Origin of the sequence: Brevibacterium linens (genome assembly GCF_003999335.1) — a bacterium.
GTDB lineage: Bacteria > Actinomycetota > Actinomycetes > Actinomycetales > Brevibacteriaceae > Brevibacterium > Brevibacterium linens.
In genome coordinates, this window is the sequence record NZ_CP026734.1 from 1,221,301 (window position 1) to 1,245,902 (window position 24,602).

26 protein-coding genes are annotated in these 24,602 nt (G+C 64.1%); 13 read left to right on the plus strand and 13 right to left on the minus strand.

The window, feature by feature from the left end:
• Positions 1-13: 13 nt before the first annotated feature.
• Positions 14-1,159, minus strand: a complete 1,146-nt coding sequence (locus tag CXR29_RS05395) for a MalY/PatB family protein (protein ID WP_101555476.1) — start codon at positions 1,157-1,159, stop codon at positions 14-16.
• Between the two features lie 368 nt (positions 1,160-1,527).
• On the opposite strand from CXR29_RS05395, the gene infA reads away from it, so the two are divergent.
• From infA to rplQ, 6 genes are all read left to right on the plus strand, one after another.
• Positions 1,528-1,749 carry a translation initiation factor IF-1 gene (infA, locus tag CXR29_RS05400; RefSeq protein ID WP_025777906.1) on the plus strand — a complete coding sequence of 74 codons (222 nt, stop codon included), beginning with the start codon at positions 1,528-1,530 and terminating at the stop codon, positions 1,747-1,749.
• 58 nt (positions 1,750-1,807) lie between these two features.
• A complete protein-coding gene (rpmJ, locus tag CXR29_RS05405; protein ID WP_009884960.1) occupies positions 1,808-1,921 on the plus strand; it encodes a 50S ribosomal protein L36 in 114 nt (37 codons plus the stop codon).
• A 214-nt stretch (positions 1,922-2,135) separates the two neighbouring features.
• Entirely contained in the window at positions 2,136-2,504 is a 369-nt protein-coding gene (gene rpsM, locus CXR29_RS05410; protein ID WP_025777905.1) for a 30S ribosomal protein S13, read from the plus strand.
• Positions 2,505-2,555: 51 nt separating this feature from the next.
• Complete coding sequence (gene rpsK / locus CXR29_RS05415) at positions 2,556-2,960, plus strand: 30S ribosomal protein S11 (RefSeq protein WP_025777904.1); 405 nt, start codon at positions 2,556-2,558, stop codon at positions 2,958-2,960.
• 152 nt (positions 2,961-3,112) lie between these two features.
• Positions 3,113-4,111: a DNA-directed RNA polymerase subunit alpha gene (locus CXR29_RS05420; RefSeq protein ID WP_025777903.1), complete on the plus strand. Its 999-nt coding sequence runs from the start codon at positions 3,113-3,115 to the stop codon at positions 4,109-4,111.
• A gap of 23 nt (positions 4,112-4,134) precedes the next feature.
• A complete protein-coding gene (gene rplQ, locus CXR29_RS05425) occupies positions 4,135-4,674 on the plus strand; it encodes a 50S ribosomal protein L17 (protein ID WP_101555477.1) in 540 nt (179 codons plus the stop codon).
• Positions 4,675-5,127: 453 nt separating this feature from the next.
• On the opposite strand, the gene putP is transcribed toward rplQ, so the two are convergent.
• The 6 genes from putP to purU form a co-directional block, all read right to left on the minus strand.
• A complete protein-coding gene (putP, locus tag CXR29_RS05430) occupies positions 5,128-6,648 on the minus strand; it encodes a sodium/proline symporter PutP (protein WP_101555478.1) in 1,521 nt (506 codons plus the stop codon).
• Between the two features lie 136 nt (positions 6,649-6,784).
• On the minus strand, positions 6,785-7,942 hold the full coding sequence (locus tag CXR29_RS05435) for a hypothetical protein (protein WP_101595960.1): 1,158 nt from the start codon (positions 7,940-7,942) through the stop codon (positions 6,785-6,787).
• Positions 7,939-9,090: a GNAT family N-acetyltransferase gene (locus CXR29_RS05440; protein ID WP_101555480.1), complete on the minus strand. Its 1,152-nt coding sequence runs from the start codon at positions 9,088-9,090 to the stop codon at positions 7,939-7,941. Before CXR29_RS05440 ends, CXR29_RS05435 begins: the two co-directional genes overlap by 4 nt.
• 11 nt (positions 9,091-9,101) lie before the next feature.
• Entirely contained in the window at positions 9,102-9,524 is a 423-nt protein-coding gene (locus CXR29_RS05445) for a hypothetical protein (protein ID WP_101555481.1), read from the minus strand.
• Positions 9,511-11,124 (minus strand): phenylacetate--CoA ligase family protein, encoded by a 1,614-nt coding sequence (locus tag CXR29_RS05450; RefSeq protein WP_127364077.1) that lies wholly within the window; start codon positions 11,122-11,124, stop codon positions 9,511-9,513. Before CXR29_RS05450 ends, CXR29_RS05445 begins: the two co-directional genes overlap by 14 nt.
• A 140-nt stretch (positions 11,125-11,264) precedes the next feature.
• Positions 11,265-12,116 carry a formyltetrahydrofolate deformylase gene (purU, locus tag CXR29_RS05455; RefSeq protein WP_025777883.1) on the minus strand — a complete coding sequence of 284 codons (852 nt, stop codon included), beginning with the start codon at positions 12,114-12,116 and terminating at the stop codon, positions 11,265-11,267.
• 168 nt (positions 12,117-12,284) lie between these two features.
• Here purU and glyA point away from each other — a divergent pair, with 168 nt between their 5' ends.
• The 4 genes from glyA to CXR29_RS05475 all read left to right on the plus strand — a co-directional run bounded on the left by glyA (position 12,285) and on the right by CXR29_RS05475 (position 15,980).
• Entirely contained in the window at positions 12,285-13,559 is a 1,275-nt protein-coding gene (glyA, locus tag CXR29_RS05460; protein WP_101595956.1) for a serine hydroxymethyltransferase, read from the plus strand.
• Positions 13,559-14,440 carry a bifunctional methylenetetrahydrofolate dehydrogenase/methenyltetrahydrofolate cyclohydrolase gene (locus CXR29_RS05465; protein ID WP_127364078.1) on the plus strand — a complete coding sequence of 294 codons (882 nt, stop codon included), beginning with the start codon at positions 13,559-13,561 and terminating at the stop codon, positions 14,438-14,440. Before glyA ends, CXR29_RS05465 begins: the two co-directional genes overlap by 1 nt.
• Before the next feature lie 98 nt (positions 14,441-14,538).
• A complete protein-coding gene (locus CXR29_RS05470) occupies positions 14,539-15,105 on the plus strand; it encodes a helix-turn-helix domain-containing protein (RefSeq protein ID WP_127363851.1) in 567 nt (188 codons plus the stop codon).
• Positions 15,102-15,980 (plus strand): IS3 family transposase, encoded by an 879-nt coding sequence (locus CXR29_RS05475; RefSeq protein ID WP_115614055.1) that lies wholly within the window; start codon positions 15,102-15,104, stop codon positions 15,978-15,980. The genes CXR29_RS05470 and CXR29_RS05475 overlap by 4 nt, the downstream gene beginning before the upstream one ends.
• Positions 15,981-16,068: 88 nt before the next feature.
• Here the strand turns inward: CXR29_RS05475 and CXR29_RS05480 are convergent, their stop codons facing one another.
• Entirely contained in the window at positions 16,069-16,557 is a 489-nt protein-coding gene (locus CXR29_RS05480) for a GNAT family N-acetyltransferase (protein ID WP_025780910.1), read from the minus strand.
• An 86-nt stretch (positions 16,558-16,643) separates the two neighbouring features.
• On the opposite strand from CXR29_RS05480, the gene CXR29_RS05485 reads away from it, so the two are divergent.
• The 3 genes from CXR29_RS05485 to CXR29_RS05495 all read left to right on the plus strand — a co-directional run bounded on the left by CXR29_RS05485 (position 16,644) and on the right by CXR29_RS05495 (position 19,686).
• Positions 16,644-17,459 (plus strand): exodeoxyribonuclease III, encoded by an 816-nt coding sequence (locus CXR29_RS05485; protein ID WP_101556127.1) that lies wholly within the window; start codon positions 16,644-16,646, stop codon positions 17,457-17,459.
• Between the two features lie 176 nt (positions 17,460-17,635).
• A complete protein-coding gene (trpS, locus tag CXR29_RS05490; protein ID WP_127364079.1) occupies positions 17,636-18,634 on the plus strand; it encodes a tryptophan--tRNA ligase in 999 nt (332 codons plus the stop codon).
• Between the two features lie 2 nt (positions 18,635-18,636).
• Positions 18,637-19,686: an App1 family protein gene (locus tag CXR29_RS05495; RefSeq protein ID WP_101556129.1), complete on the plus strand. Its 1,050-nt coding sequence runs from the start codon at positions 18,637-18,639 to the stop codon at positions 19,684-19,686.
• Positions 19,687-19,797: 111 nt separating this feature from the next.
• On the opposite strand, the gene CXR29_RS05500 is transcribed toward CXR29_RS05495, so the two are convergent.
• From CXR29_RS05500 to CXR29_RS05520, 5 genes are all read right to left on the minus strand, one after another.
• A complete protein-coding gene (locus CXR29_RS05500) occupies positions 19,798-20,769 on the minus strand; it encodes an NAD(P)H-dependent flavin oxidoreductase (protein ID WP_241241599.1) in 972 nt (323 codons plus the stop codon).
• A 169-nt stretch (positions 20,770-20,938) separates the two neighbouring features.
• Positions 20,939-21,715 carry an enoyl-CoA hydratase gene (locus CXR29_RS05505; RefSeq protein WP_127364081.1) on the minus strand — a complete coding sequence of 259 codons (777 nt, stop codon included), beginning with the start codon at positions 21,713-21,715 and terminating at the stop codon, positions 20,939-20,941.
• On the minus strand, positions 21,712-22,767 hold the full coding sequence (locus CXR29_RS05510) for an enoyl-CoA hydratase/isomerase family protein (protein ID WP_101595948.1): 1,056 nt from the start codon (positions 22,765-22,767) through the stop codon (positions 21,712-21,714). The genes CXR29_RS05505 and CXR29_RS05510 overlap by 4 nt, the downstream gene beginning before the upstream one ends.
• 1 nt (position 22,768) lies before the next feature.
• On the minus strand, positions 22,769-23,935 hold the full coding sequence (locus tag CXR29_RS05515; protein ID WP_127364082.1) for an acyl-CoA dehydrogenase family protein: 1,167 nt from the start codon (positions 23,933-23,935) through the stop codon (positions 22,769-22,771).
• A gap of 108 nt (positions 23,936-24,043) precedes the next feature.
• Entirely contained in the window at positions 24,044-24,559 is a 516-nt protein-coding gene (locus tag CXR29_RS05520) for a MarR family winged helix-turn-helix transcriptional regulator (RefSeq protein WP_101556134.1), read from the minus strand.
• Positions 24,560-24,602 lie beyond the last annotated feature (43 nt).

Below are 24,602 nucleotides of genomic sequence, written 5' to 3' on the forward strand. Positions count from 1 at the left end.
CTCGGGACGGGGCTCAGAGGATCCGGGCGATCCTCTCGACCGCCTCGGTGAGCAGAGGACGGGGGAGGGCGAAGTTGAACCGGATATGCCCGGCCCCGACCTCACCGCACAGGCGACCCTCGGTCACGGCCACCTCGGCGCGGGAACGGATGATAGCGGACAGACCCGACTCCAGGCCGTAGCCGCGCAGATCCAACCACGCCAGATACGTGCCTTCGGGTTCGATGTAGGCGGCCCCCGGCAGCAGCGAGCCGACGAGATCGGTGAAATGATCGCGGTTTGCCTTGAGGTAGCCGTTGACCTCGCTCAGCCAGTCGCTCGAGCGGGTGTATGCGGCGGTCGTCGCCAGGATTCCCGGGTTCGAGGCGGCACCGGAGACGAACTGCCCCTTCTCGGCCCAGACATCACGGTCGGCAGAAGAGGTGAGGATGAGCTGAGCGCATTTGAGGCCGGGGATGTTGAAGGCCTTCGACGCGGCCGTCGCGGTCGCGGTGTGCGCGGCGGTCGCCTCGGTGAGGGCGGCATACGGGATGTGCCGTGCGGGGGCATAGACGACGGGAGCATGGATTTCGTCGGAGAACACCCGGGCTCCTGCGTCCTCGACGACGTCCGCGAGTGCCGACAGCTCGGCCTCGGTGTAGACCTTGCCGATCGGGTTGTGCGGATTGCACAGAACGAATGTCGCACCGGGCGTCAGGGCAGAGGCGATGGCGTCGAGATCGAGGGACCAGCCGGATTCCGACCGCAGCATCGGAACTTCGATGAGTTCGCGGCCGGTCACCCGCGCGACGTCGAAGAAGGGCATGTAGGCCGGTGTCGGCAGCACGATCGGGGTGTCGGGCGGGGTGAGGTGGGTGAGCACGCCGAGGAACGCGGCCAGCACATCACTGGCCGGTTCGATGTGGCCGACGGGGATGCGCCAGCCGTAGTGCTCGGAGCAGAAGCTCGAGGTCGCTGTCTTCAGATCGGCGACGAGATCGGCGGGAGCGTAGCCGTAGAGGTCGCGGTCATCGATGGTCTGCAGCGACTGACGCACTGCAGGAGCGACCCCGAAGTCCATCTCGGCGATGAAGGCTCCGATGGAACCGGGGAAGGACGACCACTTGCGCCCGCCCTTCGTGACCAGGGACTCCTCGGTGATGGCATCGAAATCGGACATCTGTGTACTCCTCTTCGGGGACTGCGTCGGGGGCGGTTCTCACGCTAGCAGTCGCGTCGGTGAACGTCGGGTGCATTCGACCTCAGCCGTCACGGGAGCGGTCGGCCGCCTCGGCGAGGATGGAATTGTAAGGGACTTCACGCCCGGAAGCGAACACCGTGTGGAAGAATCTTTCCCCGTAGTGTAGGGTTGATGATTGGTCTGTTCTCATTCAACTCACCCTTTTTCAGTTGTGGGCGGCTTCTGCCATCCACATCTTTTCATGTGGTGACGAGGACGGCAGGCCGAGGGGTCACCGGCACTGAGTCGGTGATACACGATTACGTCGAACGCGAAGGTTTCGCGGGAATACGAGGTTAGCGAACGATATGGCCAAAAAAGAAGGGGTCATTGAGATCGAGGGCACCGTTGTCGAGGCTCTGCCGAACGCATCGTTTCGGGTCGAGCTGAGCAACGGGCACAAGGTGCTCGCACATATCTCCGGAAAGATGCGACAGCACTATATCCGCATCCTTCCCGAGGACCGGGTCGTCGTGGAGCTGTCTCCATACGATCTCTCGCGCGGACGAATCGTTTACCGCTACAAGTAAGGATCTTCGATCATTCGCGTCCTGTCCTGCCGGGCAGGGACCGAAAGAAGGAAAAACGATGAAGGTTAAGCCCAGCGTCAAGAAGATCTGCGAGAACTGCCAGATTACCCGCCGTCACGGTCGGGTCATCGTCATCTGCTCCAACCCGCGCCACAAGCAGCGCCAGGGCTGAGCAGCTCGTTCTGAGCAGATCGAGGCTCCTCCGAGAGGGGCTTCAGCAGCACCACACCCGCGCAGACCTCGCCATCTGCGTTCGGACCCGCGAGAAGTGAGAGCTTCGGCGGAACGGACACAGGACGATACCTCCGGTCGGGGGCCGGAGACCTTGGGAGACCAAGGACAGGTCTGCATCAGCACCTCCGAAACAACAACAGGAGACAGTACCCATGGCACGACTTGCCGGAGTCGACATCCCGCGTGAAAAGCGTGTGGAAGTCGCCTTGACTTACATCTATGGTGTGGGCCGCACCCGTGCGCGCCAGACCCTGACCGAAACGGGAATCAGCCCTGATACCCGTGTGAAGGACTTGAGCGACGCAGAGCTCGTCCAGCTGCGTGACTACATCGAGGGCACATTCCAGGTTGAGGGTGACCTCCGTCGTGAGGTGGCCGCCGATATCCGCCGCAAGGTCGAAATCGGAAGCTATGAAGGCCTGCGTCACCGCCGCGGTCTGCCGGTTCGCGGTCAGCGGACCAAGACCAATGCGCGTACCCGCAAGGGACCCAAGCGCACCGTGGCCGGTAAGAAGAAGTAACACGCTCACCCGGTTGGCCAGCGCCAACCACCTCGATCAGGAGTAGGACATATGCCTCCCAAGTCACGCGCCGCTACAGTGCGCAAGCCTCGCCGCAAGCTGAAGAAGAATATCGTTGCCGGCCAGGCTCACATCAAATCAACCTTCAACAACACCATCGTGTCGATCACCGATCCGACCGGTGCTGTCATCTCCTGGGCCTCCTCAGGTGAGATCGGCTTCAAGGGTTCGCGCAAGTCGACCCCGTACGCCGCTCAGATGGCTGCTGAATCGGCTGCTCGCCGGGCGCAGGAACACGGCCTGAAGAAGGTCGACGTGTTCGTCAAGGGACCGGGCTCGGGCCGCGAGACGGCCATCCGTTCGCTGCAGGCCGCTGGCCTGGAACTGGGAACCATCCAGGATGTCACCCCCGTTCCGTTCAACGGCTGCCGTCCCCCCAAGCGCCGCCGCGGCTGATCCTTCCGTGGAACTGCAACGGATGACGGGCACTTGTCCGACATCGGTCGCAGAACGGATTCCCAGATAACCCGAACCGTTCTTCATGGCCTCAGAGCCATGACGTGCAGTGCGAACGTCATATAGCGGATGTTCGCTGAAAGGAAGCCCACGTGCTCATTGCACAGCGCCCAACGCTCACGGAAGAAGTCGTCTCCGATAACCGCTCACGGTTCGCCATCGAACCGCTCGAGCCCGGATTCGGCTACACCCTCGGCAACTCGCTTCGCCGGACCCTGCTGTCCTCGATCCCTGGTGCCGCCGTCACGTCCATCCGGATCGACGGAGTGCTCCACGAGTTCAGCACCGTACCGGGAGTCAAGGAGGATGTCACCGAGTTCATCCTCAACCTGAAGTCCCTGGTCGTATCGTCCGAATTCGACGAACCGGTCGTCGCCTACCTGCGCAAGCAGGGACCCGGCACCGTGACCGCTGCCGATGTCTCTGCTCCCGCCGGGGTCGAGATCCACAATCCGGACCTGCACATCGCCACGCTGAATGGTGAGGGGCGTCTGGACATGGAACTGACCATCGAACGTGGACGCGGATACGTTTCGAGCGCTCAGAACAAGAACGCGGATGCAGAGATCGGCCGGATCCCGGTCGATTCGATCTACTCCCCGGTTCTCAAGGTCACCTACAAGGTCGAAGCCACGCGTGTCGAACAGCGCACCGACTTCGACCGACTGGTCCTCGACGTCGAAACCAAGCCCTCGATGACCCCGCGCGATGCCATCGCATCTGCGGGCAAGACCCTGGTCGAACTCTTCGGCCTGGCTCGAGAGCTCAACGTCGAAGCTGAAGGCATCGAGATCGGACCCTCGCCTGTGGACGCGGCACTGGCCGCCGACCTGGCGCTGGCGATCGAAGATCTCGACCTGACCGTGCGCTCCTACAACTGCCTCAAGCGCGAAGGCATCCACACCGTCGGTGAGCTCGTTGCTCGCAGCGAAGCCGATCTGATGGATATCCGCAACTTCGGTTCGAAGTCGATCGACGAGGTCAAGGCGAAGCTCAACGAGCTCGGCCTGAGCCTCAAGGACAGTCCTGCCGGCTTCGAAGCCGGACTCGTTGATGAGGACCAGTCCTACGTCGAAGACGAACAGTACTGATTAAGACCTAGGAGTAACTGACAATGCCAACCCCAACCAAGGGTCCCCGCCTCGGCGGATCGCCCACACACGAGCGCATGATGCTCAACAACCTGGCAGCCCAGCTGTTCGAGCACAAGCAGATCAAGACGACCGTGACCAAGGCCAAGCGCCTGCGCCCGGTTGCCGAGCGCATGATCACGAACGCCAAGAAGGGTGACCTGGCCGCACGTCGTCGCGTGCTCGGCCAGATCTCCGACAAGTCGATCGTGCACGAGCTCTTCACCTCGATCGCCGAAACGATGGCCGAGCGTCCCGGTGGATACACCCGGATCACCAAGATCGGTCCTCGCCCCGGCGACAACGCCCCGATGGCCGTCATCGAACTGGTCCTCGAGCCCTACTCGCCGAAGCAGGCGACCGTGAAGGAAGCCGAACAGGCCACCGCCGCTGCCGCTCCGGCTGAAGAGGCACCGGTTGAGGCCGAGGTCGTCGACGAGGCGCCCACCGAGGACGCCGCTGTCGAGGCCGATGCTGTCGAGGCTGACGCCGAGACCGCTGACGAGGCTGCCGAGGAGAAGTAAACTCCTCGACCGACTCTCGGCCGGGATCTGCCGAGCCGTGAGTCAGACACGTCGGGCGGGCACCTGCACAGGTGCCCGCCCGACGTGTCTTCACCGCTGGTGCGGCGGTCGACAAGGTCGTGCAGGCCGCCTCGGCGGGGTCAGTGTGGACGCACCTGTCTGGCCACCTCGGCGTGAATAATCGCTTTTCGTTCCGATCATCGCTCTCGATTCAGATGATTGGAACGAAAAGCGATTATTCGGGTACGCAACCTGAGGCGCGATCCGTTCGGTGCACCGATGGCGGGTAGGCCATGGGTCGTACTGACGTGTCGATACGAAGAAGGCCGGGGCACGACGCAGGCCGGGGCACGAAGAAGGCCGGGGCACACATGCCCCGGCCTTTTCCACGCGTGCGTCGGCTCTCACGCCCCGCGCCGTCGTGCGTCGGCTCTCACCGTCACACGTTCGCTCTCACTTGGCTCGGGAGAGCGCCACGGACTCGTCGAACTCGATGTCAGAGGCCTCATCGTGCTTGTAGGTGAAGCGGCTGACGACGACGGCGACGACGAGGTTGACGATGAAGCCGGGAATGATCTCGTAGATCGCGTCCGTCATCGGAGTGCTCACCTGCCCCCAGACGAAGGCCACTACCGCACCGGAGAGCAGACCGAACAGGGCGCCCCAGTTGCTCAGTCGCTTCCAGAACAGAGTGAGCAGGACGATCGGGCCGAAGGATGCGCCGAATCCTGCCCATGCGAATGCGACGAGGTCGAGGATGCTGTTCGACGGCGAGATCGCGAGCACCACCGCGATGATGGCGACGACGAGCACGCCGAGGCGGCCGAGCAGCACATAGGTCTTGTCCTGCAGAGTGCGTGTGGAACCGGTGCGCAGGGCGACGATCTTGAAGAGGTCCTCGATGAGCGCCGATGACGTGACGACGAGCTGCGAGGAGATCGTCGACATGATCGCAGCCAGCACCGCTGCCAGCACGAGGCCGGCGATGAATGGGTGGAAGAGGATCTGCGCGAGGTCGAGGAAGACGGTCTCGGCATCGGCGGGCTCCATGTCCGCGTGCTGGGAGAAGTAGGAGATGCCGACGATGGCGGTGGCGATGGCGCCGAGAGCGGAGATCGCCATCCAGCTGATGCCGATGCGCCGGGCGACGCCGGCATCGGCAGGAGTGCGCAGAGCCATGAAGCGCACGATGATGTGCGGCTGTCCGAAGTAGCCCAGTCCCCAGGCCAGCGCGGAGACGATGGATGCGATCGTGGCGAAGGTCCAGAAGTCTCCCGAGCCGACGAGGCTGAGCAGGCCGGGGTCGATCTCGGTGACGTTGCTGATGACGGTCGAGGGGCCGCCGGCGTTGATGACGGCGACGATCGGCACGGCGATGAGAGCGGCGAACATCAGCAGCCCCTGGGCGACGTCGGTGAGAGTTGCACCGAGGAAGCCGCCGAAGAGGGTGTAGACCATGGTGATCGCGGCGACGAGGAGCATTCCGCCGAGGTAGTTGAGTCCGAAGCTCGACTCGAAGAACTTTCCGGCCGCCACCATGCCCGAAGAGACGTAGAAGGTGAAGAAGACGAGGATGATGATGCCGCACACGATGCGCAGCAGTCGTGTCCGATCCTTCAGGCGCTGTTCGAAGAAGCTGGGGATCGTGATCGAATCGTCGGCCTTCTCCGTGAACGCGCGCAGTCGGGGTGCGACGATCTTCCAATTGATCCACGCGCCGACGGTGAGGCCGACGGCGATCCACGCTTCGATGAGACCGGAGACGTAGATGGCGCCGGGCAGCCCCATGAGCAGCCAGCCGGACATATCCGAGGCGCCGGCGCTGAGAGCGGCAACGCCTGGCCGCAGTCCACGGCCGGCGAGCATATATTCATCGAGGTTGTTCCTCGTCTTGCGGTAGGCGAACCAGCCGATGGCCAGCATGCCGATGAAGTAGAGGACGATCGCGATCATACGGAAAGTGGTTTCCGACATCTGAACTCAGCTCCTTTGATAGACCGAGCCGACCCTACAGCACAAGAGGTCGGAGGTGTGAATTCCCTGTGCGCCTACCTGGTGTGAAGATACACCTCGACCTGCCTCCGACAGCAGGGCTCGACAGACGCCAGCGTCAGACAGTCGGCAGACGGGGTGCTCGGGGAACCGGCGTGGTGGAGGCCCCCGCCGAGAAGGCCGCGATCGGCCGACCGCGGAGGAAGGTCGCCAATTCGCGTCGGACGGTCGGACTGTCCTTGACTTCGGAGTGGACATCGACGCGCAGCCCGTGCCGGTCGAGTGTCAGCCAGAGCCGCAGCAGGATCCGTCCGACCCCCACCTCGTCCGCGGCCGACAGCGTCGGTCGATCGGGGACGGACAGGACCAGATGATGGGAATGACGTCGGTCGTGACGAGCAGACGAGGTGGGCTTTGCCGCAGAGGTCCGCCGAAGTCCCGCACGCAATGAACGGCGCAGGGTCGACCGTCGTGATCCCCGATCCGAGTTCGCGAATGACCTCATCGCGGAGTCCGCGAGTGCGAATGGTCTGAGCCCCACCGATGTCAGGCCGACGATCCAGGAGCGCAGCCAGGGGCGATCGAGGAAGACAGCGGCTCGAGCACCTGCCGCCGGGATGCGCAGACACTCGGCGGTGAGTCCGTCCCGGTGGTAGCGCGGATCGGCGGGGTCGAAGCGCAGCCACCGCAGGGTCTCGGCGAACACCGGTCGGTCAGCGAAGGAATGCAGTGCGGCACGACGCAGCCATGCCCGCCAGGCGCGGTCGGGGACCTCCACCAGGTCGACCGCTGTGTCGGCCATGGCGCTGCGACAGATCGCGGCCGCCTCGGCGAATCGGGCCTCGGCCCGGACCAAGGGGCCGCGGTCGACCTGACGATGGTGCAGGTCCGCGGTCCCGAACGCGGGCCACACACTGCCGTCCGCCGACGCGGGATCCTTCTCGGCGGGGTCCGCGATGGATTCCCCGGTGGCCAAGCGCACCCGGATGTCCACGGTGGGCCCGCGCCCTCGGACGGTGACCGATTCGGTGCGCAGCCCCACCTCGGCGGCGGCGATCGTCAGCGCCTCCACCCAGCAGCCCAGGCTCAGGTGGAGATCCTCACTGCGCGGGTCCCCGTGGGGCAGCACGCGGGCGGGGTCGGCCCCGACCCGCACCTCGGCGACCGTCGGCGTGCAGCTCGTGATCTCAGGAACCCAGGGCTGGGTGTTGTGGGCGGATGGGGCGGAGGCGGCGACAGTGAAGAGCGACTCGACGAGGGCAGTGGTCAGTGTCAACGGTGCTCCTCGGGCGGGGACGGAGGCAGGGTGCGGTCGACGAACACGAGCCGGTGCAGCTGCCTGCCCCCGGAACGGGCGAAGACCGCCGCCGAGGCGGGATTGTCCTCGGCGATGAACGTGACCCGCAGCCGTCGATATCCCTTGGCGACCAGCGCACAGTTGAGTTCGCGGATGGCCAGGCTGAGCAGACCCGACCCCTGATAGCGAGGGTCGGTGCCTTGGATGATGAGCACCGCGTCGCTCATCGTGCGACGGTGCCGGAGCAGGTCGCAGACGGTGCGCACACCGAGGCGGCCGCCGTGGCGACGCAGGATCGGCACCGGGTCGGGAATGACGAGAGCGAAGCAGCGAGGCGGGGCGTCGGCAGGATCGTCGGCACCGGTGATGTCGATGATGAGATCGGGGTCCATCAGGGCGGACAGGCCCTGCATCTGCGAGCGCAGCTGAGCGGGTGTGATGGACGTGTAATAGGGCAGTTCGGAGAAGGCGGCATTGAGGCTCGGCAGCAGCCGGTCGGCGAAACGGCGCAGGCCGAGACGGGAGACAGGGCGGCGACGCAGCCTCAGGCGACGCCATTCGTCAGCGGTGACCGCAGTCGCACGGGCTGCGGGAATGGAACCGACGGGCACCTCCCACGTGTGTGCCGGCCCCCAGGTCTCGAACCCGGCCGCGGCGAATGCCGGCCAGCAGAAGGCGGGATTCCACGCTGAGTCGAAGAAGCCGGGATGGCGGACGCCGTCGGTGAGCAGACCGCCGGTGACGTTCGGCAGGGGAGAGACGGGACCGAAGATCCGTGATGCTCCCACCTGTTCGGCTCGCTCGTCGAGGAACGCAATCAGCACGTCCAGCGCCTCCTCGTCGGCGACTTCGACGGCGCCGAAGAACAGAGGCGCAGCGGTTGCGTCAGCAGAACCCAGTTCGGCGGCCAATGCTGCCGACCGGTGGCACATGACGCGGGCCGCCGCTTCTGCCCGATCGGTGTCGAACAGCCAGAGCTCGGCGGGTTCGTCGAACCACCCGCGACCGGCGAACCAGTCGCGGATATCGGCGGCGAAGAGTGGAACATAGTGGTCCTCTTCGCCGCGCGCCCGCGCCAGGCGAGGAGCCAGGTCGATGAACTCGGCGAGATCGGCCCGGGAACGCACCCGCCGCGGTCTCATTCGGAACTGAGTTTCGTGAAATCGTCGATCATGCCCAACCGGCCGTCCTCGGCTCGGAACTCACCATTCGTGTATCCCCACTCATCGGCCGTGAGGATCCGGATGAAGCCGCCTCGGGCCGGGGAGTCCTTGCCGCTGCCGACCAGCCATTTCATGATCTCCCGATGCTCGGGGGTGCGTGCATAGGCGAGGAGGTCGTCACGGGTGGCGAAGGCGACCATCAGTCCGATCCGGTCGGGAAACTCGAAGTAGCTGCGATGCCACAGGTAGCCGGCTGAGGCCTTCAGCCCCTTGGCCACCCGCGGCCACCTCCGCAGCTGGCCCATCATCGCCAGCGGATTGCGGTAGCGGTTCGCGCCGAGGAAGAACGCCTCGGCGCGGGCCTGTGGGGGAGCCTGGGAGAAATCATTCGATCGCATCGTCACCCTCCTGCGTTCGTTGGACATAGACGTTCTTGATCTTCGTGTTCGCCGTTTCGAACGGGCCTGTGGCGTGATCGTGGATCTCGACGTGGATCTCCGCGGTCGTCGGGTCCTCCTCCAGGCTCTGCGCGAAGTCTCTCGACACCGACGCCAGGTGTCCGAGCACCCCGGCCCGGATCGTCCCAGCCAGGTCCTGCCGCGCAGCCCCGTCCATGGACGGGGACTCTTCCCGCAGCTGGATGTGAAGGGCGGGGCGCTGTTCGTGCCCGGCGATCTCACGCAGTTCGATGCGGAAGGACTCGATGAGGTGGGCCCGGGGATTGTCTCGGTAGAGCCCGTTCTCGATGTCGAGGGGGTAGATGTTGGCGCCCATATACGAGATCGTCGAATCCGCGCGCCCGAACAGCAGCACGAACGGCAGCTTCATCCCATTGCCGGCGAACGCCGCCGAACACGCTCGCGCCAGATCCGGATGGCGACGGGTGAGCTCGACCATGGTCGGGAAGTCGATGAGCGTGGCCTCGTCTCCGATGTTGTAGCGCAGCCGTGGACTCATCACCGCCGCCGAGTTGATCGTGGCGACCAGTTCACCGTCGTCGGTGGTCTCCAAATAGGTCTCCAACGGGTTGTACTGGAAGACCATCGGCACGCGAGACTCGTCGGGGCCGAGCACATCGGCACGGAAGTCGAGATCGTGGGCCAAGGCCCGACGGATGACGACCGAGAGGTCGGATTCGCCGGCCATCCCGATCGTCAGGTCGCTGGCGCCGTACCCGGAATAGACCCGCTCGAAACGCGCCTCGAGGTAGTCGCGCAGACCTTCCGTCATCGCTTCTCCGCCGACGAACCCATTGAGCCGGAAGTCTGCCCATCTGTCTGGCTCGGAGTCCATCCGGTCGACGAGATGCTTGAGGAACGGGGGATAGGCGCTGATGAGGTAGGAATGGTTCGGTCCGAAATGCTGCATCGTGTCGAGGATCTTCTCGAGATCCGGGCCGGTGTTCTTCACCATCGCCACCTTGGCCATGGCCAGCCCCGTGTTCGTCCCCGTCGCCCAGGCACCCATCGAGAAGGCGTTGATGCAGAACAGGTCCGTGTGGTCGAAGAGCATCGTGACGTAGCCGGCGACGTTCTTATGGACGGTGTCGAGCTCCTTCTTCGACCGCATCCAGTTGAATGGGGTGCCCGAGGAGCCCGAGGATTCGTCGACGACAGTGCCGACACGACCGTCCCAGCAGCGATGTTCCTCGCTGTAGCGGCGAACGAACTCGTCCTTCGACGTCGGCGTGTAGGCCTCGAGGTCCCACCACCGGAACTCGAAACCGGAACGCGCAAGATAGTCCTGGTACGCCGGCACATCGAGGGAGGCCTGCTGGCAGATCATCCATGCATTGAGCTTCGCGAAGGGTTCGAGCCGCGGGTTGTAATGGCGGGCGGTGAAACGCCAGATCGCGGGGTGTGCCCGGTAGGCGCCGTAGGCGGCGGTGAGCCCGACGTTCGCCATGCGCAGCACGGCCTGTCGGGCCAGGTTGCCCGGTCCGCGGGGGATCGGCAGACGACGGAGTTCGACTTCCGGTGTGAGGTGGGTCTCTCTCATAGTCCGAGGCTAACCCAGCCTCGAGTCCGGGCACACGGAAAGCCCGCAGATGTGTCAGAACCGCATCAAACGACGGGGCGAACTCCGACCATCACCGAGGCAGCCCGGTCAGGGTCGCGCCGCCTCGGCGAGGTGATGGTTCAGTCGAAGACGACGGTGCGGTGGCCGTCCATGAGCACCCGGCCTTCCGCATGCCAGGCAACGGCCCGGGCGAGCACGGCCGCTTCGACGTCCTGACCGTGCCGGACGAAATCGGCGATCGCCTGATTGTGATCGACGCGGGCCACATCCTGTTCGATGATCGGACCCTCGTCGAGGTCGCTCGTGACGTAGTGGGCGGTCGCCCCGATGATCTTCACACCCCGGGCATGGGCCTGATGGTAGGGTTTCGCGCCCTTGAAGCTGGGCAGGAACGAATGGTGGATGTTGATGACCCGACCCTCGAGGCGGTCGCAGAGGTCGGGGGAGAGGATCTGCATGTACCGGGCCAAGACGATGAGCTCGACATCGAGGTCGTCGACGAGAGCCGAGAGCCTCGCCTCGGCGTCGGCCTTCGTGTCCCGGGTGATCGGAATATGGTGGAAGTCGTGGCCGTGGAACTCTGCGAGCGGACGCAGGTCGTCATGGTTGCCGGCGACGCCGACGATGTCGATGGGCAGCTGACCGGCCGAATGCCGGAACAGCAGAGTGTTGAGGCAGTGCGCGGCCTTGGACACCATGATCAGTGTGCGGGTCCTCTTCTCCACCGGCTGCAGACTCACGGTCATCGCGAACCGGGGAGCCACCTCGGCGAGGCCGTCTTCCACGGTCTGAGCCGAGGTCTGCGCGGGCGTCGAGAATTGGACGCGCAGGAAGAACTGACGCGAATCGGGGGAGGAGAACTGCTGCGATTCGGTGATGTTGCCGCCGAGGCCTGCGAGCACCCCGGTCACGGCATGGACGATTCCGGTCGAATCGGGGCAGGTGACTCTCAGGATCCATTCGCAGCTCATGGTCTCGATCCTAATCGGTGGATGCGGATTCCACCCATCCGGCATCGGCATCCGGATGGCGGTCGCAGCCCCGGAAGCAGGCGGGGTCGCTGTTAGCATGGTGCCGGGTGACGGCCGCAGTGTGCGCGTTGCTTCGCTCCCATCATCGGATGCCACAGGAGAGTACTCATGACCGAAAACTCGATGCAGGCCTCGCTTGCCGACATCGACCCGCAGATCGCCGAAGTCCTCGACCTCGAGCTGGGCCGCCAGCGGTCGACGCTTGAGATGATCGCCTCGGAGAATTTCGTCCCCCGCGCCGTGCTGGAAGCACAGGGGTCAGTGCTGACGAACAAGTACGCCGAGGGCTATCCCGGCAAGCGCTACTACGGCGGCTGCGAATACGTCGACGTGGCAGAGAACCTCGCCATCGACCGCGCCAAGAGCCTCTTCGGAGCCGACTACGCGAACGTCCAGCCCCACTCCGGTGCCTCGGCCAACGCTGCAGTCATGCACGCCCTGGCTCGTCAGGGTGACAAGATGCTCGGCCTGTCCCTGGCCCACGGCGGACACCTCACCCACGGGATGAAGATCAACTTCTCCGGGCGCCTCTACGACGTCGCCTCCTACGAGGTCGACCCCGACACCTACCGCATCGATATGGACAAGGTGCGCGAGAAGGCTCTCGAACACCGCCCCGACGTCATCGTCGCCGGCTGGTCGGCCTATCCTCGTCAGCTGGACTTCCAGGCTTTCCGCGACATCGCCGACGAAGTCGATGCGAAGCTGTGGGTCGATATGGCCCACTTCGCCGGGCTCGTCGCCGCCGGTCTGCACCCGAACCCCGTGCCGTTCGCCGATGTCGTGTCCTCGACGGTGCACAAGACGATCGGCGGACCTCGCTCCGGTTTCATCCTCGGCAAGGAGGAGTACGCGAAGAAGCTCAACTCCGCTGTCTTCCCGGGCCAGCAGGGCGGACCGCTCATGCACGTCGTCGCGGCGAAGGCAGTGGCCTTCAAGCTCGCCGCCTCCGCCGAGTTCAAGGAACGTCAGGAACGCACCGTCCGCGGTGCACAGATCCTGGCTGACCGTCTGCTGGCCTCCGATGTCGCCGAAGCCGGGGCCACCGTGCTCACCAGCGGCACCGATGTCCACCTCGTGCTCGTCGACCTGCGCAACTCGGTCCTCGACGGACAGCAGGCCGAGGATCTTCTCCACGCGGTCGGCATCACCGTCAACCGCAACGCCGTGCCGTTCGACCCGCGCCCGCCGATGGTCACCTCCGGACTGCGCATCGGCACTCCGGCACTGGCCACCCGCGGATTCGGGGACAAGGAGTTCACCGAGGTCGCCGACGTCATCGCCGAAGCGCTCAAGCCCGGCGCCGACGTCGAAGCGCTGGCTGCTCGCGTGAAGAAGCTCAGCGACGATTTCCCGCTCTACGAAGGTCTGGAGCAGTACTGATGAGCGCGCAGATCCTCGACGGCAGAGCCTGTGCGAAGCAGATCAAGGCCGAACTCACCGAGACGGTGGCGGCCCTGGCCGAGTCCGGGATCGTCCCGGGCCTCGGCACCGTCCTGGTGGGGGAGGACCCCGGTTCGAAATGGTACGTCGCGGGCAAGCACCGTGACTGTGCCGAGGTCGGGATCCAGTCGATCCGTCGTGACCTTCCGGAGTCGGTGAGCCAGGATGAGCTGTTGGCTGTCATCGATGAACTCAACAACGATGACGAGTGCACCGGCTACATCGTGCAGCTGCCGCTGCCGGACCATATCGACACGGACACGATCCTCGAAGCGATCGACCCGGCCAAGGACGCCGACGGGCTGCATCCGACGAACCTCGGGCGTCTCATGCTCAACGTCAACTCGGAGATCACGACCCCGCTGCCGTGCACTCCGCGCGGGGTGATCGAGCTGATCACCCGCAACGGCATCGAACTGGCCGGCAAGCACGTCGTCGTCATCGGCCGCGGGGTCACCGTCGGCCGTTCGATCGGGTCGCTGCTGACCCGACGTGAGCACAATGCGACGGTGACGCTGACGCACACCGGCACCCGCAACCTCGACGAGCTGCTGGGTCAGGCCGATGTCATCGTCGCGGCCGCCGGTGCGGCTCGCATCGTGAAGGCGGAGGCGGTCAAGCCCGGCGCGATCGTCCTCGACGTGGGAGTCTCACGGGAGACGAACCCGGAGACGGGGAAGTCGACGATCGTCGGAGACGTGGACCCGAAGGTCGCCGAGGTGGCGTCCTGGGTCTCACCGAACCCGGGAGGCGTCGGACCGATGACTCGAGCCCTGCTGCTCAAGAACGTCGTCGACACTGCCCAACGCTCAACCACCTGACCCCAATTACTACCTGACGGCGGCCCAGCAACCTCGCGTGGAGTGGTCCCCAAAAGTTGGACTGTGATCAACACAAGCCAACTTGAAGGGACCATTCCATGCGTAAGGACTGTCTGATCACAGACGAACAAGCCAAAGCCGCGATCGAACTCTTCGACCAAGGGCACGGCTATGCCGCGACAGCCACGATGCTCGACGTCCACAAACCCTCACTCAAGCTCCTCCACGACCGGTGGCTGGTGCGTGGAACAATATCGGTCATGGAACCGCACCAGCGCCGCCGGATACCGGCAGAGACGAAGATCGCGACTGCGAAACGGTATCTCGATGGCGAACACAAAGTCGTTTTAGCCAAGGAGCTTGGTCTGGCCTCCTCGCGCACCGTGGTTGATTGGGCGAAGAAATACCGGGACAAGGGCGAAGACGCGTTCGCGACATCGCCGCCGGCCAAAGGCAAGACAGCACGGATGCGAGCCCTCGACAACGGTCAGGACCCGGATGCTGATCCGGCCCCATCCAAGCCAGACCTGATGGCGAGGAAGACTCGTGTCGAGGACATCAGCCTGGCCGAATATCGGCAGCTGCAAGACCAGCTGCTGCGGGCTGAAGCGGAGAACGCGTACTTGAAAAAACTTCGGGCCTTGAGGCAAAAAGGGCAGCTGTGAAAGCACGCATCGTTGCCAGTCTCAAGGCGGACTATCCACTGCCATTGCTGCTGCAGGTCGCGGGTTTGGCCCGGTCGACGTTCTTCTACCACCAGAAACGCTTCGACGTGAGACCCGACCCATACGCGCAGGTGAGAACACTCATCAAGGACATCTTCGAGAAGAGTCACAAACGCTATGGGCACCGCAAGATCTGGGCTGTCTTGGTCAAACAGGGCATCGCTATAGCGAAGAAGACCGTGCTGCGATTAATGCGTGACATGGGTCTGCAGACCGAGGTGCGGAAGAAGAAGTTCAACTCCCATCGCGGCACGGTCGGTGCCGTTGCTGACAACGTACTCAATCGGGAGTTCACCGCTGATGAACCGAATGAGAAATGGGTTTCTGACGTCACGGAATTCGCTGTTGAAGACAAGAAACTGTATCTGTCACCAGTGATCGATCTGTTCGATGCCGGTGTGGTGTCGTACTCGATGTCGACGTCACCGAACACGGCATTGACGAACGAGTCGCTGACGCAAGCCTGTCAGGGACTGCGTCCCGGGCAGACGCCGCTGGTGCATACCGATCAGGGGTTTCAGTATCAGCACGTGTCGTGGGCGTCGATCCTGGCCAAGCATGGTGCCACAGCGTCGATGTCGCGGAAGGGAAACTGCTGGGATAACGCGATGGCGGAGAACTTCTTCGGGCAGTTGAAGTCCGAGATGTTCTATCTGCAGAAATTCGACACGGTCGAGGACCTCAAGGCCGCGATCGATGAGTACATTCATTGGTATAACTACGAACGGATCTCGTCACGACTTGGCGGCCTTGCCCCGATGGAATATCGAAGCAAGACCGCCAAGGATGGTGAGCCTATTTACGAACTATGCTGACCTCACAGCAGTCCAACTTCTGGGGACCAGTCCAGCGCGAGGTTGCTGGGCCGCCGTCAGGTAGTTCTGGGAGGTCGTTGCGGGGTGATCAGTCCTCGGAGAACTTGAGTTCGAAGAAGACGCGGGGGTTGCCCGGGCCGGCATAGTCCTCGATGAGTTCACCGCTGAAGCCCATGGAGGAGTGGAAGGAGATCGCCCCCGACGATTCCGGTTTCGTCGTCGCCTGCACAGAGGAGACCCCGAGCTGACGCGAATGGTCGATGAAGTGCTGGTAGAGGTGACGGCCGATTCCCTGGTGACGGAAATCCGAACGCGCCGCCACCAGGTGGATGTAGGCAGGGCCGTCATGGGGAATGACGCCGAGCAGGTAGCCGACGATCTCCGAGCGGTAGCGGGCGACAAGCCCTGAGGTCACGAACTGATGGAACCAGTAGGCATCGTGGTCACCGCTGAGGTCGCGGTCTCCCCAGAAGTTCGCCTGGGCATCGAGCAGGAATTCGCGCATCTCGCGGGCGTCGACCTCATCGAGCGGACTGATGCTCAGCTGCTCGGTATCGATAGTGTCGTCAACGGCCATTGCGCCTCCTGAAGTGTTCGTGCTTAGCCTCACTCTATAACGCCCTGTCCCCGAAGAACAGTGCGCTCCATGCCATCATAGATCACATGATTCGGATTGCTTCAGTCAACGTCAACGGAGTCCGCGCAGCATGGCGAAAGGGGATGCCCACCTGGGTCGATGCCGCGAAACCGGACTTCATCACCCTTCAAGAGGTGCGCGCCGCGAACGATATCGCGCACAGTGTTCTCGCCGACACGGGCTACACCACGATCAGCCATGATGCCGAGGCCAAGGGCCGAGCCGGCGTCGCTGTGATGGCCCGCACCGAACCCGAGGCGGTGCGTGAAGGACTCGGCGACGACGGGTACTTCGATCGAGCCGGACGATGGGTGGAGACGGACTTCCGCCTCGGTGACGGTTCGCTGCTCACCCTCGTGTCCGCCTACGTCCATTCGGGTGAGGCCGACACCCCCAAACAGGACGACAAGTATCGGTTCCTCGACCGGATGATCGAACGCATGCCGCAGCTGGCCGAGACGGCCGATCATGTGCTCATCACCGGCGACCTCAATGTCTGCCACACCGAGCGTGATCTGAAGAACTGGAAGGCCAACCGGAAGAAGTCGGGATTCCTGCCGGAGGAACGCGCCTACTTCGACAGGTTCTTCGGTGAGATCGGATATGTCGACGTCCACCGCACACTCAGCGGCGACGTCGACGGACCCTACACCTGGTGGTCGATGCGCGGTCAGGCCTTCGACAATGACACCGGATGGCGCATCGACTACCAGATGGCCACTCCGGCCCTCGCCGATACCGCGGTCAAGGCGACCGTGGACAAGGCCGACAGCTGGGCCGAACGGTGGTCGGACCACGCCCCGTTGGTCATCGACTACGACCTCCCGGCCGTCAAGGTCTGACCGGGCCGTATTCGTGGGCCGCAGGCAGATTTCGCCGAGGCGGCTCCCCGAGAACTGCTCGTCGACGGAGCCTGCGGGCCGGGCCCGAGCCCACTGGCCCGGGACGTCAGTATGATCCCCGACACCAGGCCGGAGGCCTGATCGGTCCCCGGCAGGTGAGATGGCATCATAGGACTATGACGAACTCTTCACAGCCGCGCACTGTCTCAGGTATCCAAGCCACCTCCGATTCCCTCCATCTCGGCAACTACATCGGAGCCCTGCAGCAGTTCGTGACTCACCAGGAGTCGCACGATGCCTTCTACTTCATCGCGAATATGCACGCGATCACCGTCGAGCAGGATCCGGCAGAGCTGCGGGAGCGCACGCTGCGCACGGCCGCGCAGTTCCTCGCCGCCGGTCTCGACCCGGAGAAGTCGACGATCTTCGTCCAGTCCCAGGTGCCTGCCCATCCGCAGCTGTCCTGGGTGCTCGAGTGCACCGCTTCGATGGGCGAGGCGAGCCGGATGACCCAGTTCAAGGACAAGTCCGCGAAGCAGGATCATGTGTCCCTGGGGCTGCTCACCTACCCGGCGCTGATGGCTGCTGACATCCTCCTGTACAAGCCGCAGCTCGTTCCTGTCGGTGAAGACCAGCGCCAGCACCTCGAACTGACCCGCAACCTCGCCGAACGATTCAACTATCGTTTCGGCAAGACCTTCACCGTCCCCGAGGCGCAGATCCTCAAGGCGACCGCGAAGATCTACGACATGCAGAATCCGGGCGCGAAGATGTCGAAGTCCCAGCCCAGCCCGCAGGGCCGCATCGACATCCTCGACGACGCGAAGGCACTGACGAAGAAGATCAAGTCCGCGGTGACCGATGACGGAACCGAGATCGCCTTCGACCCGGAGAACAAGCCGGGAGTGTCGAACCTGCTGACGATCTACTCATCCCTGACCGCGCGCCCGGTCGACGACATCGTCGCCGAGTACGCAGGGAAGATGTACGGTCACCTCAAGGTCGACCTCGCCGAGGTGGCAGTGGAGACCCTGACACCGGTGCGGGAGCGTACGGTGGAACTCCTCGAAGACCGAGCGCAGCTGCAGGCGATCCTCGACCGCGGGGCGGAGAAGGCCAGCGCCATCGCCGAGGCGACACTGCGCGAGGTCTATGACAAGATCGGCTTCATCTGATCGTGGCGAAGAAGAAACCCGAGGACGGACCGCTCAACCTCACACCGGACATGCTCCACACCGCTGCACGGGTGGAGGATCGGTTCAACGGCTGGATCCAGAATCGGGCCACCGATCACGCCTACCATCGCACCGTCATCGCCTACGACACATACGGTGGGACGGAGTGGGTGCGGGTGCTCGGACGCCTGGTGCTCACCCCGAACGGACAGCCGGCCGCCGACGTCCACGCGAGCATCCGCGGCTGGAAGTCGTTCGTCAGCGTGCCTCTGCCCAATGACACCGCCTGGGTGCGCGTCAATGACGAAGAGCATATGGTCACCTCCGATCGCGGAGGCATCATCGACACCGTCATCCCCGGAGACTTCGAACCGGGGGAGACGGAGATCGAACTGTGGACCGACGGTTCGCTCGTCGATTCCGCGGCCGTGCGCATCATCGGCGAGGACTCGACCTTCGGCATCATCTCCGATATCGACGACACGGTCATGGTCACCTCTCTGCCGCGTCCCTTCCTCGCCGCGTGGAACACCTTCGTCCTCAGCGAGCATGCGAGGTCCCCGGTGGCGGGAATGGCCGTGCTCTATGACCGGATCACCTTCATGCGTCCGGACACACCGATGGTCTACCTGTCGACAGGTGCATGGAATTCGGCGCTGACGCTCAAGCGCTTCCTCTCCCGCAACCTCTACCCGATGGGTCCGCTGCTGCTCACCGACTGGGGGCCGACGACGACCCGGGTGTTCCGGTCGGGCAAGGAGCACAAACGCAATTCGCTGGAACGCCTGGCCCGGGAGTTCCCGTGGATGAAGTGGCTGCTCATCGGCGACGACGGGCAGAACGATGAGGAGATCTACGGCGAGTTCGTCGAGAACCATCCGAAGAATGTCGCCGCCGTCGCGATCCGGCAGCTCACCGTCGGTGAGGCAGTGTGGGCCGGCGGCCGGTCGAAGCGTCACGGTCGCGGCCAGGGCGTGCCGTGGATCTATGCCCCGGACGGCGCCGGCTTGGCCTCCCGCCTGACCGAACGCGGAATCATCTCGACCATCTGAACGAAACCTCACTTGCTACCTGACGGCGGCCCAGCAACCTCGCGCGAGGTTGCTGGGCCGCCGTCACGTAGCAATTAGGGGCTGGGGTGGACTTTGAGGTGCTCGGTCGGGTCAGCGCAGCTGTGCGAGGAGCTGCTGCTTCGCCTCGTCGAACTGTGCAGCGAAGGTCTCGACGAGTTCGGCGGTGGTCTGCTGCTGTCCGAGTGCGCCGATGCCCTGGCCCGAGCCCCAGATGTCCTTCCATGCCTTCGAGTCCGATCCCGACGACGAGCTGAAGTCCATCTTCGTCGGATCGGCGTCGGGCAGATTGTCCGGGTCGAGGCCCGAGGCGACGATGGATCCGCGCAGGTAGTTGCCCTTCACCCCGGTGAAGTAGTTCGAGTACACGACGTCATCGGCGCCGGATTCGACGACCATCTGACGGTAGTCGTCGACGACGTTCGCCTCGGGTGTCGACAGGAACGCCGAGCCGACGTAGGCGAAGTCGGCACCGGCGGCCAGAGCCGCAAGGATCGAACGGCCGTGGGCGATGGCGCCCGACAGCAGCAGGGGGCCGTCGAACCATGAGCGGATCTCCTGGACCAGCGCGAACGGCGACTGGGCCCCGGCATGCCCGCCGGCACCGGCGGCCACGGCGATGACTCCGTCGGCGCCCTTCTCGACGGCCTTGTTGGCGAAGCGGTTGTTGATGACGTCGTGGAGGACGGTGCCGCCGTAGGAATGGACGGCCTCGTTGACCTCCTCACGGGCACCGAGCGAGGTGATGACGATCGGCACCTGGTGGCGGACCACCTCGGCGAGGTCTTCTTCGAGGCGATTGTTCGACCGGTGGACGATGAGGTTGACCGCGAACGGGGCGGCAGGCTGCTGCGGATTCGCCGCGGTGTGGGCGGCGTTCGACTCGGCGATCTCATCGAGCCAGTCGGTCAGCTGCGAAGCAGGTCGGGCGTTCAGCGAGGGGAAGGACCCGACGATTCCGGCCTGGCACTGGGCCTTGACCAATTCGGGCCCCGAGGCGATGAACATGGGGGAGCCGACGACGGGCAGACGGAGTTGGGAGCGCAGATCGGTGAAGGTTCTCACGGTGCCTCCTTGCGAAGATGAATGCATACACCCACTCTAACTGAACGATTGTTAAATGCGATACGGAACACATTCTCTTTCAGCTCCTGGCCCGCATTTCGGCTGATCAGACGACGAAGGCGCAGACTCTCGGGGGAGTCTGCGCCTTCGGCTGTGATAAGAAGCTGGATCAGGAATCCGTGAAGTTCGGGTCCCGCTTCTCGACGAAGGCGGCCATGCCCTCGGACTGATCGTTCGTGGCCAGGGAAGAGTGGAAGAGACGACGCTCGTAGCGCAGCCCCTGCTCAAGGGTGGTCTCGAAGGCGGTGTTCACCGCTTCCTTGACCAACGCCGAGGCGACCCGGGACTTGGCCGCGATCGTCTGCGCGATCTCGTTGGCCGTGGTCAGCAGCTCCTCGGGTTCGACGACGCGCGCGACGAGACCGGAGCGTTCGGCCTCCTCGGCGCCCATCATCCGACCGGTCAGGCACATGTCCATGGACTTCGCCTTCCCGATCGCGCGAGTCAGGCGTTGCGATCCGCCCATGCCCGGCAACACTCCGAGGTTGATCTCGGGTTGACCGAACTTCGCCTTCGTCGAGGCGATGAGGATGTCGCCCATCATCGCCAGCTCGCAGCCGCCGCCGAGGGCGTAGCCGCCGACGGCGGTGATGACCGGCTTGCGGACATCGGTCAGCCGGGTCCAACCAGCGAACCAATCGGCCTTGAATGCCGTCGAGAAGTCGAGGCTCGACATCTCCTTGATGTCGGCGCCGGCGGCGAAGGCCTTGTCGCTGCCGGTGATGATGATCGCCTTGACCGAATCATCGGCGTCAAAGGCGGTCGCGGCATCGGTGATGTCGGTGAGCACCTGCAGGTTGAGCGCATTGAGCGCCTTCGGCCGGTTGATCGTGATCGTGGCGACGCCGTCGGCGACGTCGGTGAGGATAGTTTCGAATTCGCTCATGAGAACACCTTGTCTGCGTGATCGGTGGTGAGAATGGAATGGACCTGCTCGTCGCTGACTTCGGCCAGTGATGCGGGGTTCCACTGCGGATTGCGGTCCTTGTCGATGACCTGTGCGCGGATGCCTTCCCTGAGGTCCGGCAGTCCGGTGAGAGTGACGGCGACGCGGTAGTCCTGTTCGAGGACCTCGGCCAGCGACATCGTCTCCGCATTGCGGATCGCGGCCAAGGTCACCTTCACCGAGGTGGGGGCCTTCGTGCCGATGAGCTCCGCGGTGGCCTGGGCATCGGGGTTCTCGTGCGCGGCGAGAGCCGCGACGATGGCCTCGGCGTCGTCGCCGACGTAGCAGGCGTTGATCCAGTCGGCCGCCTCGGCGAGTTCATCGGCAGGTGCCTCCCCGACGTACTTGCCGAGGACGGACTCGAGATCCTCACCGGCGGTGAGGTCGGCGATGAGATCGGGAATCTGCGCATCGGGGACGAAGTAGTCGGCGAGTCCGAGACCGATCGCGGTGCCGGCTCCGACGGGCTGCCCGGTCAGCGCAAGGTGCGTTCCGAACTCTCCGGGGCCGTTGGCCAGCAGGTGGGTGCCGCCGACGTCGGGGAAGAGCCCGATTCCGGTCTCCGGCATCCCGACCTTCGTCGAATCGGTGACGATGCGGTGCGATCCGTGTCCGGAGATGCCGACTCCGCCGCCCATCGTGATGCCATTCATGATGACGACGTAGGGCTTGGGGAACTCGGAGATCGCGTGGTTCATCTTGTATTCGCGGTTCCAGAACTTCGCATTCTCGTCGCTGCCGGCCACGATGTCGTTGTACACGGCCTTGATATCGCCGCCCGCGCACAGTCCGCGTTCCCCGCGGCCGGTGACGAGGACGAGCTTGACCGCGTCGTCGTCACGCCATGCTTTGAGGGCGTCATCGATGGCGCCCACCATGTCCTGGCTGAGCGCATTGATCAGCTTCGGTCTGTTGAGTTCGATTCGGCCGACCCCGTTGGATACCGAGGTGATGACGGAGGCGTCCGCCTGCTCTGCCGAAGGTTCTGTCATATCAGCCCACTCCTGTGCTCTTGCGCGAGATGATCACGCGCATGATTTCGTTGGTGCCTTCCAGAATCTGGTGGACGCGCAGGTCACGAACCAGCTTCTCAATTCCATACTCTGTCAGATAGCCGTAGCCGCCGTGCAACTGGAGTGCCCTGTTCGCGACGTCGAAGCCGGTGTCGGTGGCCTTGAGTTTGGCCATGGCCGACAGCAGAGAGGTGTTCGGATCGCCCGTATCGTAGGCTCCTGCTGCTCGCCACAGCAGGGAGCGGGCAGCCTCGAGGTCGGCCTGCATCTGTGCGACCTCGAAGCGCAGGGCCTGGAAGCCGGCGAGCTCGGTGCCGAAGGCCTGACGCTCACCCATATAGGCGATGGCCTTCTCCAGAGCGGCCTGACCGCCGCCGAGCGAGCAGGCGCCGATGTTGAGCCTTCCGCCGTCGAGCCCGGACATCGCGATCTTGAAACCCTGACCGGGTGCACCGAGCATGTTCTCCTTGGGCACCCGCACGTTCTCCATGATCACCTGTCGGGTCGGCTGGGCGCGCCAGCCCATCTTCTGTTCATTGGGGCCGAAGCTCAGGCCCTCCATCCCCTTCTCGAGGATGAAGGCGGAGATTCCGCGCGCTCCGTCCTGGCCGGTGCGAGCCATGACGAGGTAGGTGTCCGAGGTGCCGGCGCCGGAGATGAACTGCTTGACTCCGTTGAGCACGTAGTGGTCGCCGTCTTCGCGGGCGGACGTGCGCAGGGCGGCCGCATCGGAGCCGGCGTTGGGTTCGGTCAGGCAGTAGCTGCCGAGGTGCTCCATGGAGACGAGCTTCTCGAGGTATGTGGCCTTCTGCTCGTCGTTGCCGAACTTGTCGATCATCCACGCGACCATATTGTGGATGGAGATATAGGCGGCGACGGAGGGGCATCCGGTCGACATCGCTTCGAAGATCAGCGCCGCATCCATCCGGCCCATTCCGGTGCCGCCGGATTCTTCGCTGACGTAGATGCCGCCCATGCCGAGTTCGGCGGACTTCCTGATGACGTCGACGGGGAAGAAGTGCTCGGCGTCCCATTCGAGAGCGTGCGGGGCGACTTCGGTATCGGCGAACTCGCGCACCATCCCGGCGACGGTCTGCTGTTCGTCGGTGAGACCGAAAGGTAGGGCAGCGGCTGTACTGCGGGACATGATTCCTCCAAGAATCGGACGCGTATTCGGTGATCGACACCACGATACGTCCATATTACTTGGACATCCAACTAATTCCTCGCCGAGGCGGCCCGTCCGTCCATCCGCTCAGTTGCCGGCTTCGAGTCCTGAGCGCAGTTTTTCGAGATGGGGGAGGAGGGAATCGAGGTCGATCCCGTTGAAATCGGGAGAAGTGAAGACTTCGGCGTTGAGCGCCATCGTCGCCTGAGCGGCGAGCTCACGACCGGCATCCGTAAGGTCGACGAGTGTCGTCCGGCGATCGTCGGGGTGGCTGCGCCGGGCGACGAGTCCGGCTTTCTCGAGGCGGTCGACCGAGTTCGTCGTCGAGGTCGCGTGCACCTGCAGGCGAGCGGATATCTTCGACATCGGCAGGGTCCCGGCTCTGGTGAAGGACAGAAGCGTGAGGACCTCGTAGCGCGAGAATGTCAGTGCGAAGGGCTTGAGGGCGGCATCGACTCGGGCCAGGAACAGCTGGTGGATCCGCATCACCGAGATCACCGTGGTCATTCCATCGGCTGCGCCGTCCCACCCGTGGGCCAGCCATTGCCGACGGGACTCTTCGATCGGGTCGAACGTCGTGCCTGTATTCTCTTCTGCCGCCATTGTCGACAGTGTAGTGAAGTGGGAAGATGGGCGCATGTGCGGT

Bases quoted from the DNA above. Each gene is read 5' to 3' on its own strand.
- CXR29_RS05445 (WP_101555481.1), bottom strand. From the start codon at position 9,524: ATGCGATCGAATGATTTCTCCCAGGCTCCCCCACAGGCCCGCGCCGAG.
- infA (WP_025777906.1), top strand. From the start codon at position 1,528: ATGGCCAAAAAAGAAGGGGTCATTGAGATCGAGGGCACCGTTGTCGAG.
- CXR29_RS05450 (WP_127364077.1), bottom strand. From the start codon at position 11,124: ATGAGAGAGACCCACCTCACACCGGAAGTCGAACTCCGTCGTCTGCCG.
- trpS (WP_127364079.1), top strand. From the start codon at position 17,636: ATGACGAACTCTTCACAGCCGCGCACTGTCTCAGGTATCCAAGCCACC.
- rplQ (WP_101555477.1), top strand. From the start codon at position 4,135: ATGCCAACCCCAACCAAGGGTCCCCGCCTCGGCGGATCGCCCACACAC.
- CXR29_RS05465 (WP_127364078.1), top strand. From the start codon at position 13,559: ATGAGCGCGCAGATCCTCGACGGCAGAGCCTGTGCGAAGCAGATCAAG.
- CXR29_RS05505 (WP_127364081.1), bottom strand. From the start codon at position 21,715: ATGAGCGAATTCGAAACTATCCTCACCGACGTCGCCGACGGCGTCGCC.
- putP (WP_101555478.1), bottom strand. From the start codon at position 6,648: ATGTCGGAAACCACTTTCCGTATGATCGCGATCGTCCTCTACTTCATC.
- CXR29_RS05480 (WP_025780910.1), bottom strand. From the start codon at position 16,557: ATGGCCGTTGACGACACTATCGATACCGAGCAGCTGAGCATCAGTCCG.
- glyA (WP_101595956.1), top strand. From the start codon at position 12,285: ATGACCGAAAACTCGATGCAGGCCTCGCTTGCCGACATCGACCCGCAG.
- rpsM (WP_025777905.1), top strand. From the start codon at position 2,136: ATGGCACGACTTGCCGGAGTCGACATCCCGCGTGAAAAGCGTGTGGAA.
- CXR29_RS05510 (WP_101595948.1), bottom strand. From the start codon at position 22,767: ATGACAGAACCTTCGGCAGAGCAGGCGGACGCCTCCGTCATCACCTCG.
- CXR29_RS05520 (WP_101556134.1), bottom strand. From the start codon at position 24,559: ATGGCGGCAGAAGAGAATACAGGCACGACGTTCGACCCGATCGAAGAG.
- rpmJ (WP_009884960.1), top strand. From the start codon at position 1,808: ATGAAGGTTAAGCCCAGCGTCAAGAAGATCTGCGAGAACTGCCAGATT.
- CXR29_RS05470 (WP_127363851.1), top strand. From the start codon at position 14,539: ATGCGTAAGGACTGTCTGATCACAGACGAACAAGCCAAAGCCGCGATC.
- CXR29_RS05395 (WP_101555476.1), bottom strand. From the start codon at position 1,159: ATGTCCGATTTCGATGCCATCACCGAGGAGTCCCTGGTCACGAAGGGC.
- purU (WP_025777883.1), bottom strand. From the start codon at position 12,116: ATGAGCTGCGAATGGATCCTGAGAGTCACCTGCCCCGATTCGACCGGA.
- CXR29_RS05515 (WP_127364082.1), bottom strand. From the start codon at position 23,935: ATGTCCCGCAGTACAGCCGCTGCCCTACCTTTCGGTCTCACCGACGAA.
- rpsK (WP_025777904.1), top strand. From the start codon at position 2,556: ATGCCTCCCAAGTCACGCGCCGCTACAGTGCGCAAGCCTCGCCGCAAG.
- CXR29_RS05485 (WP_101556127.1), top strand. From the start codon at position 16,644: ATGATTCGGATTGCTTCAGTCAACGTCAACGGAGTCCGCGCAGCATGG.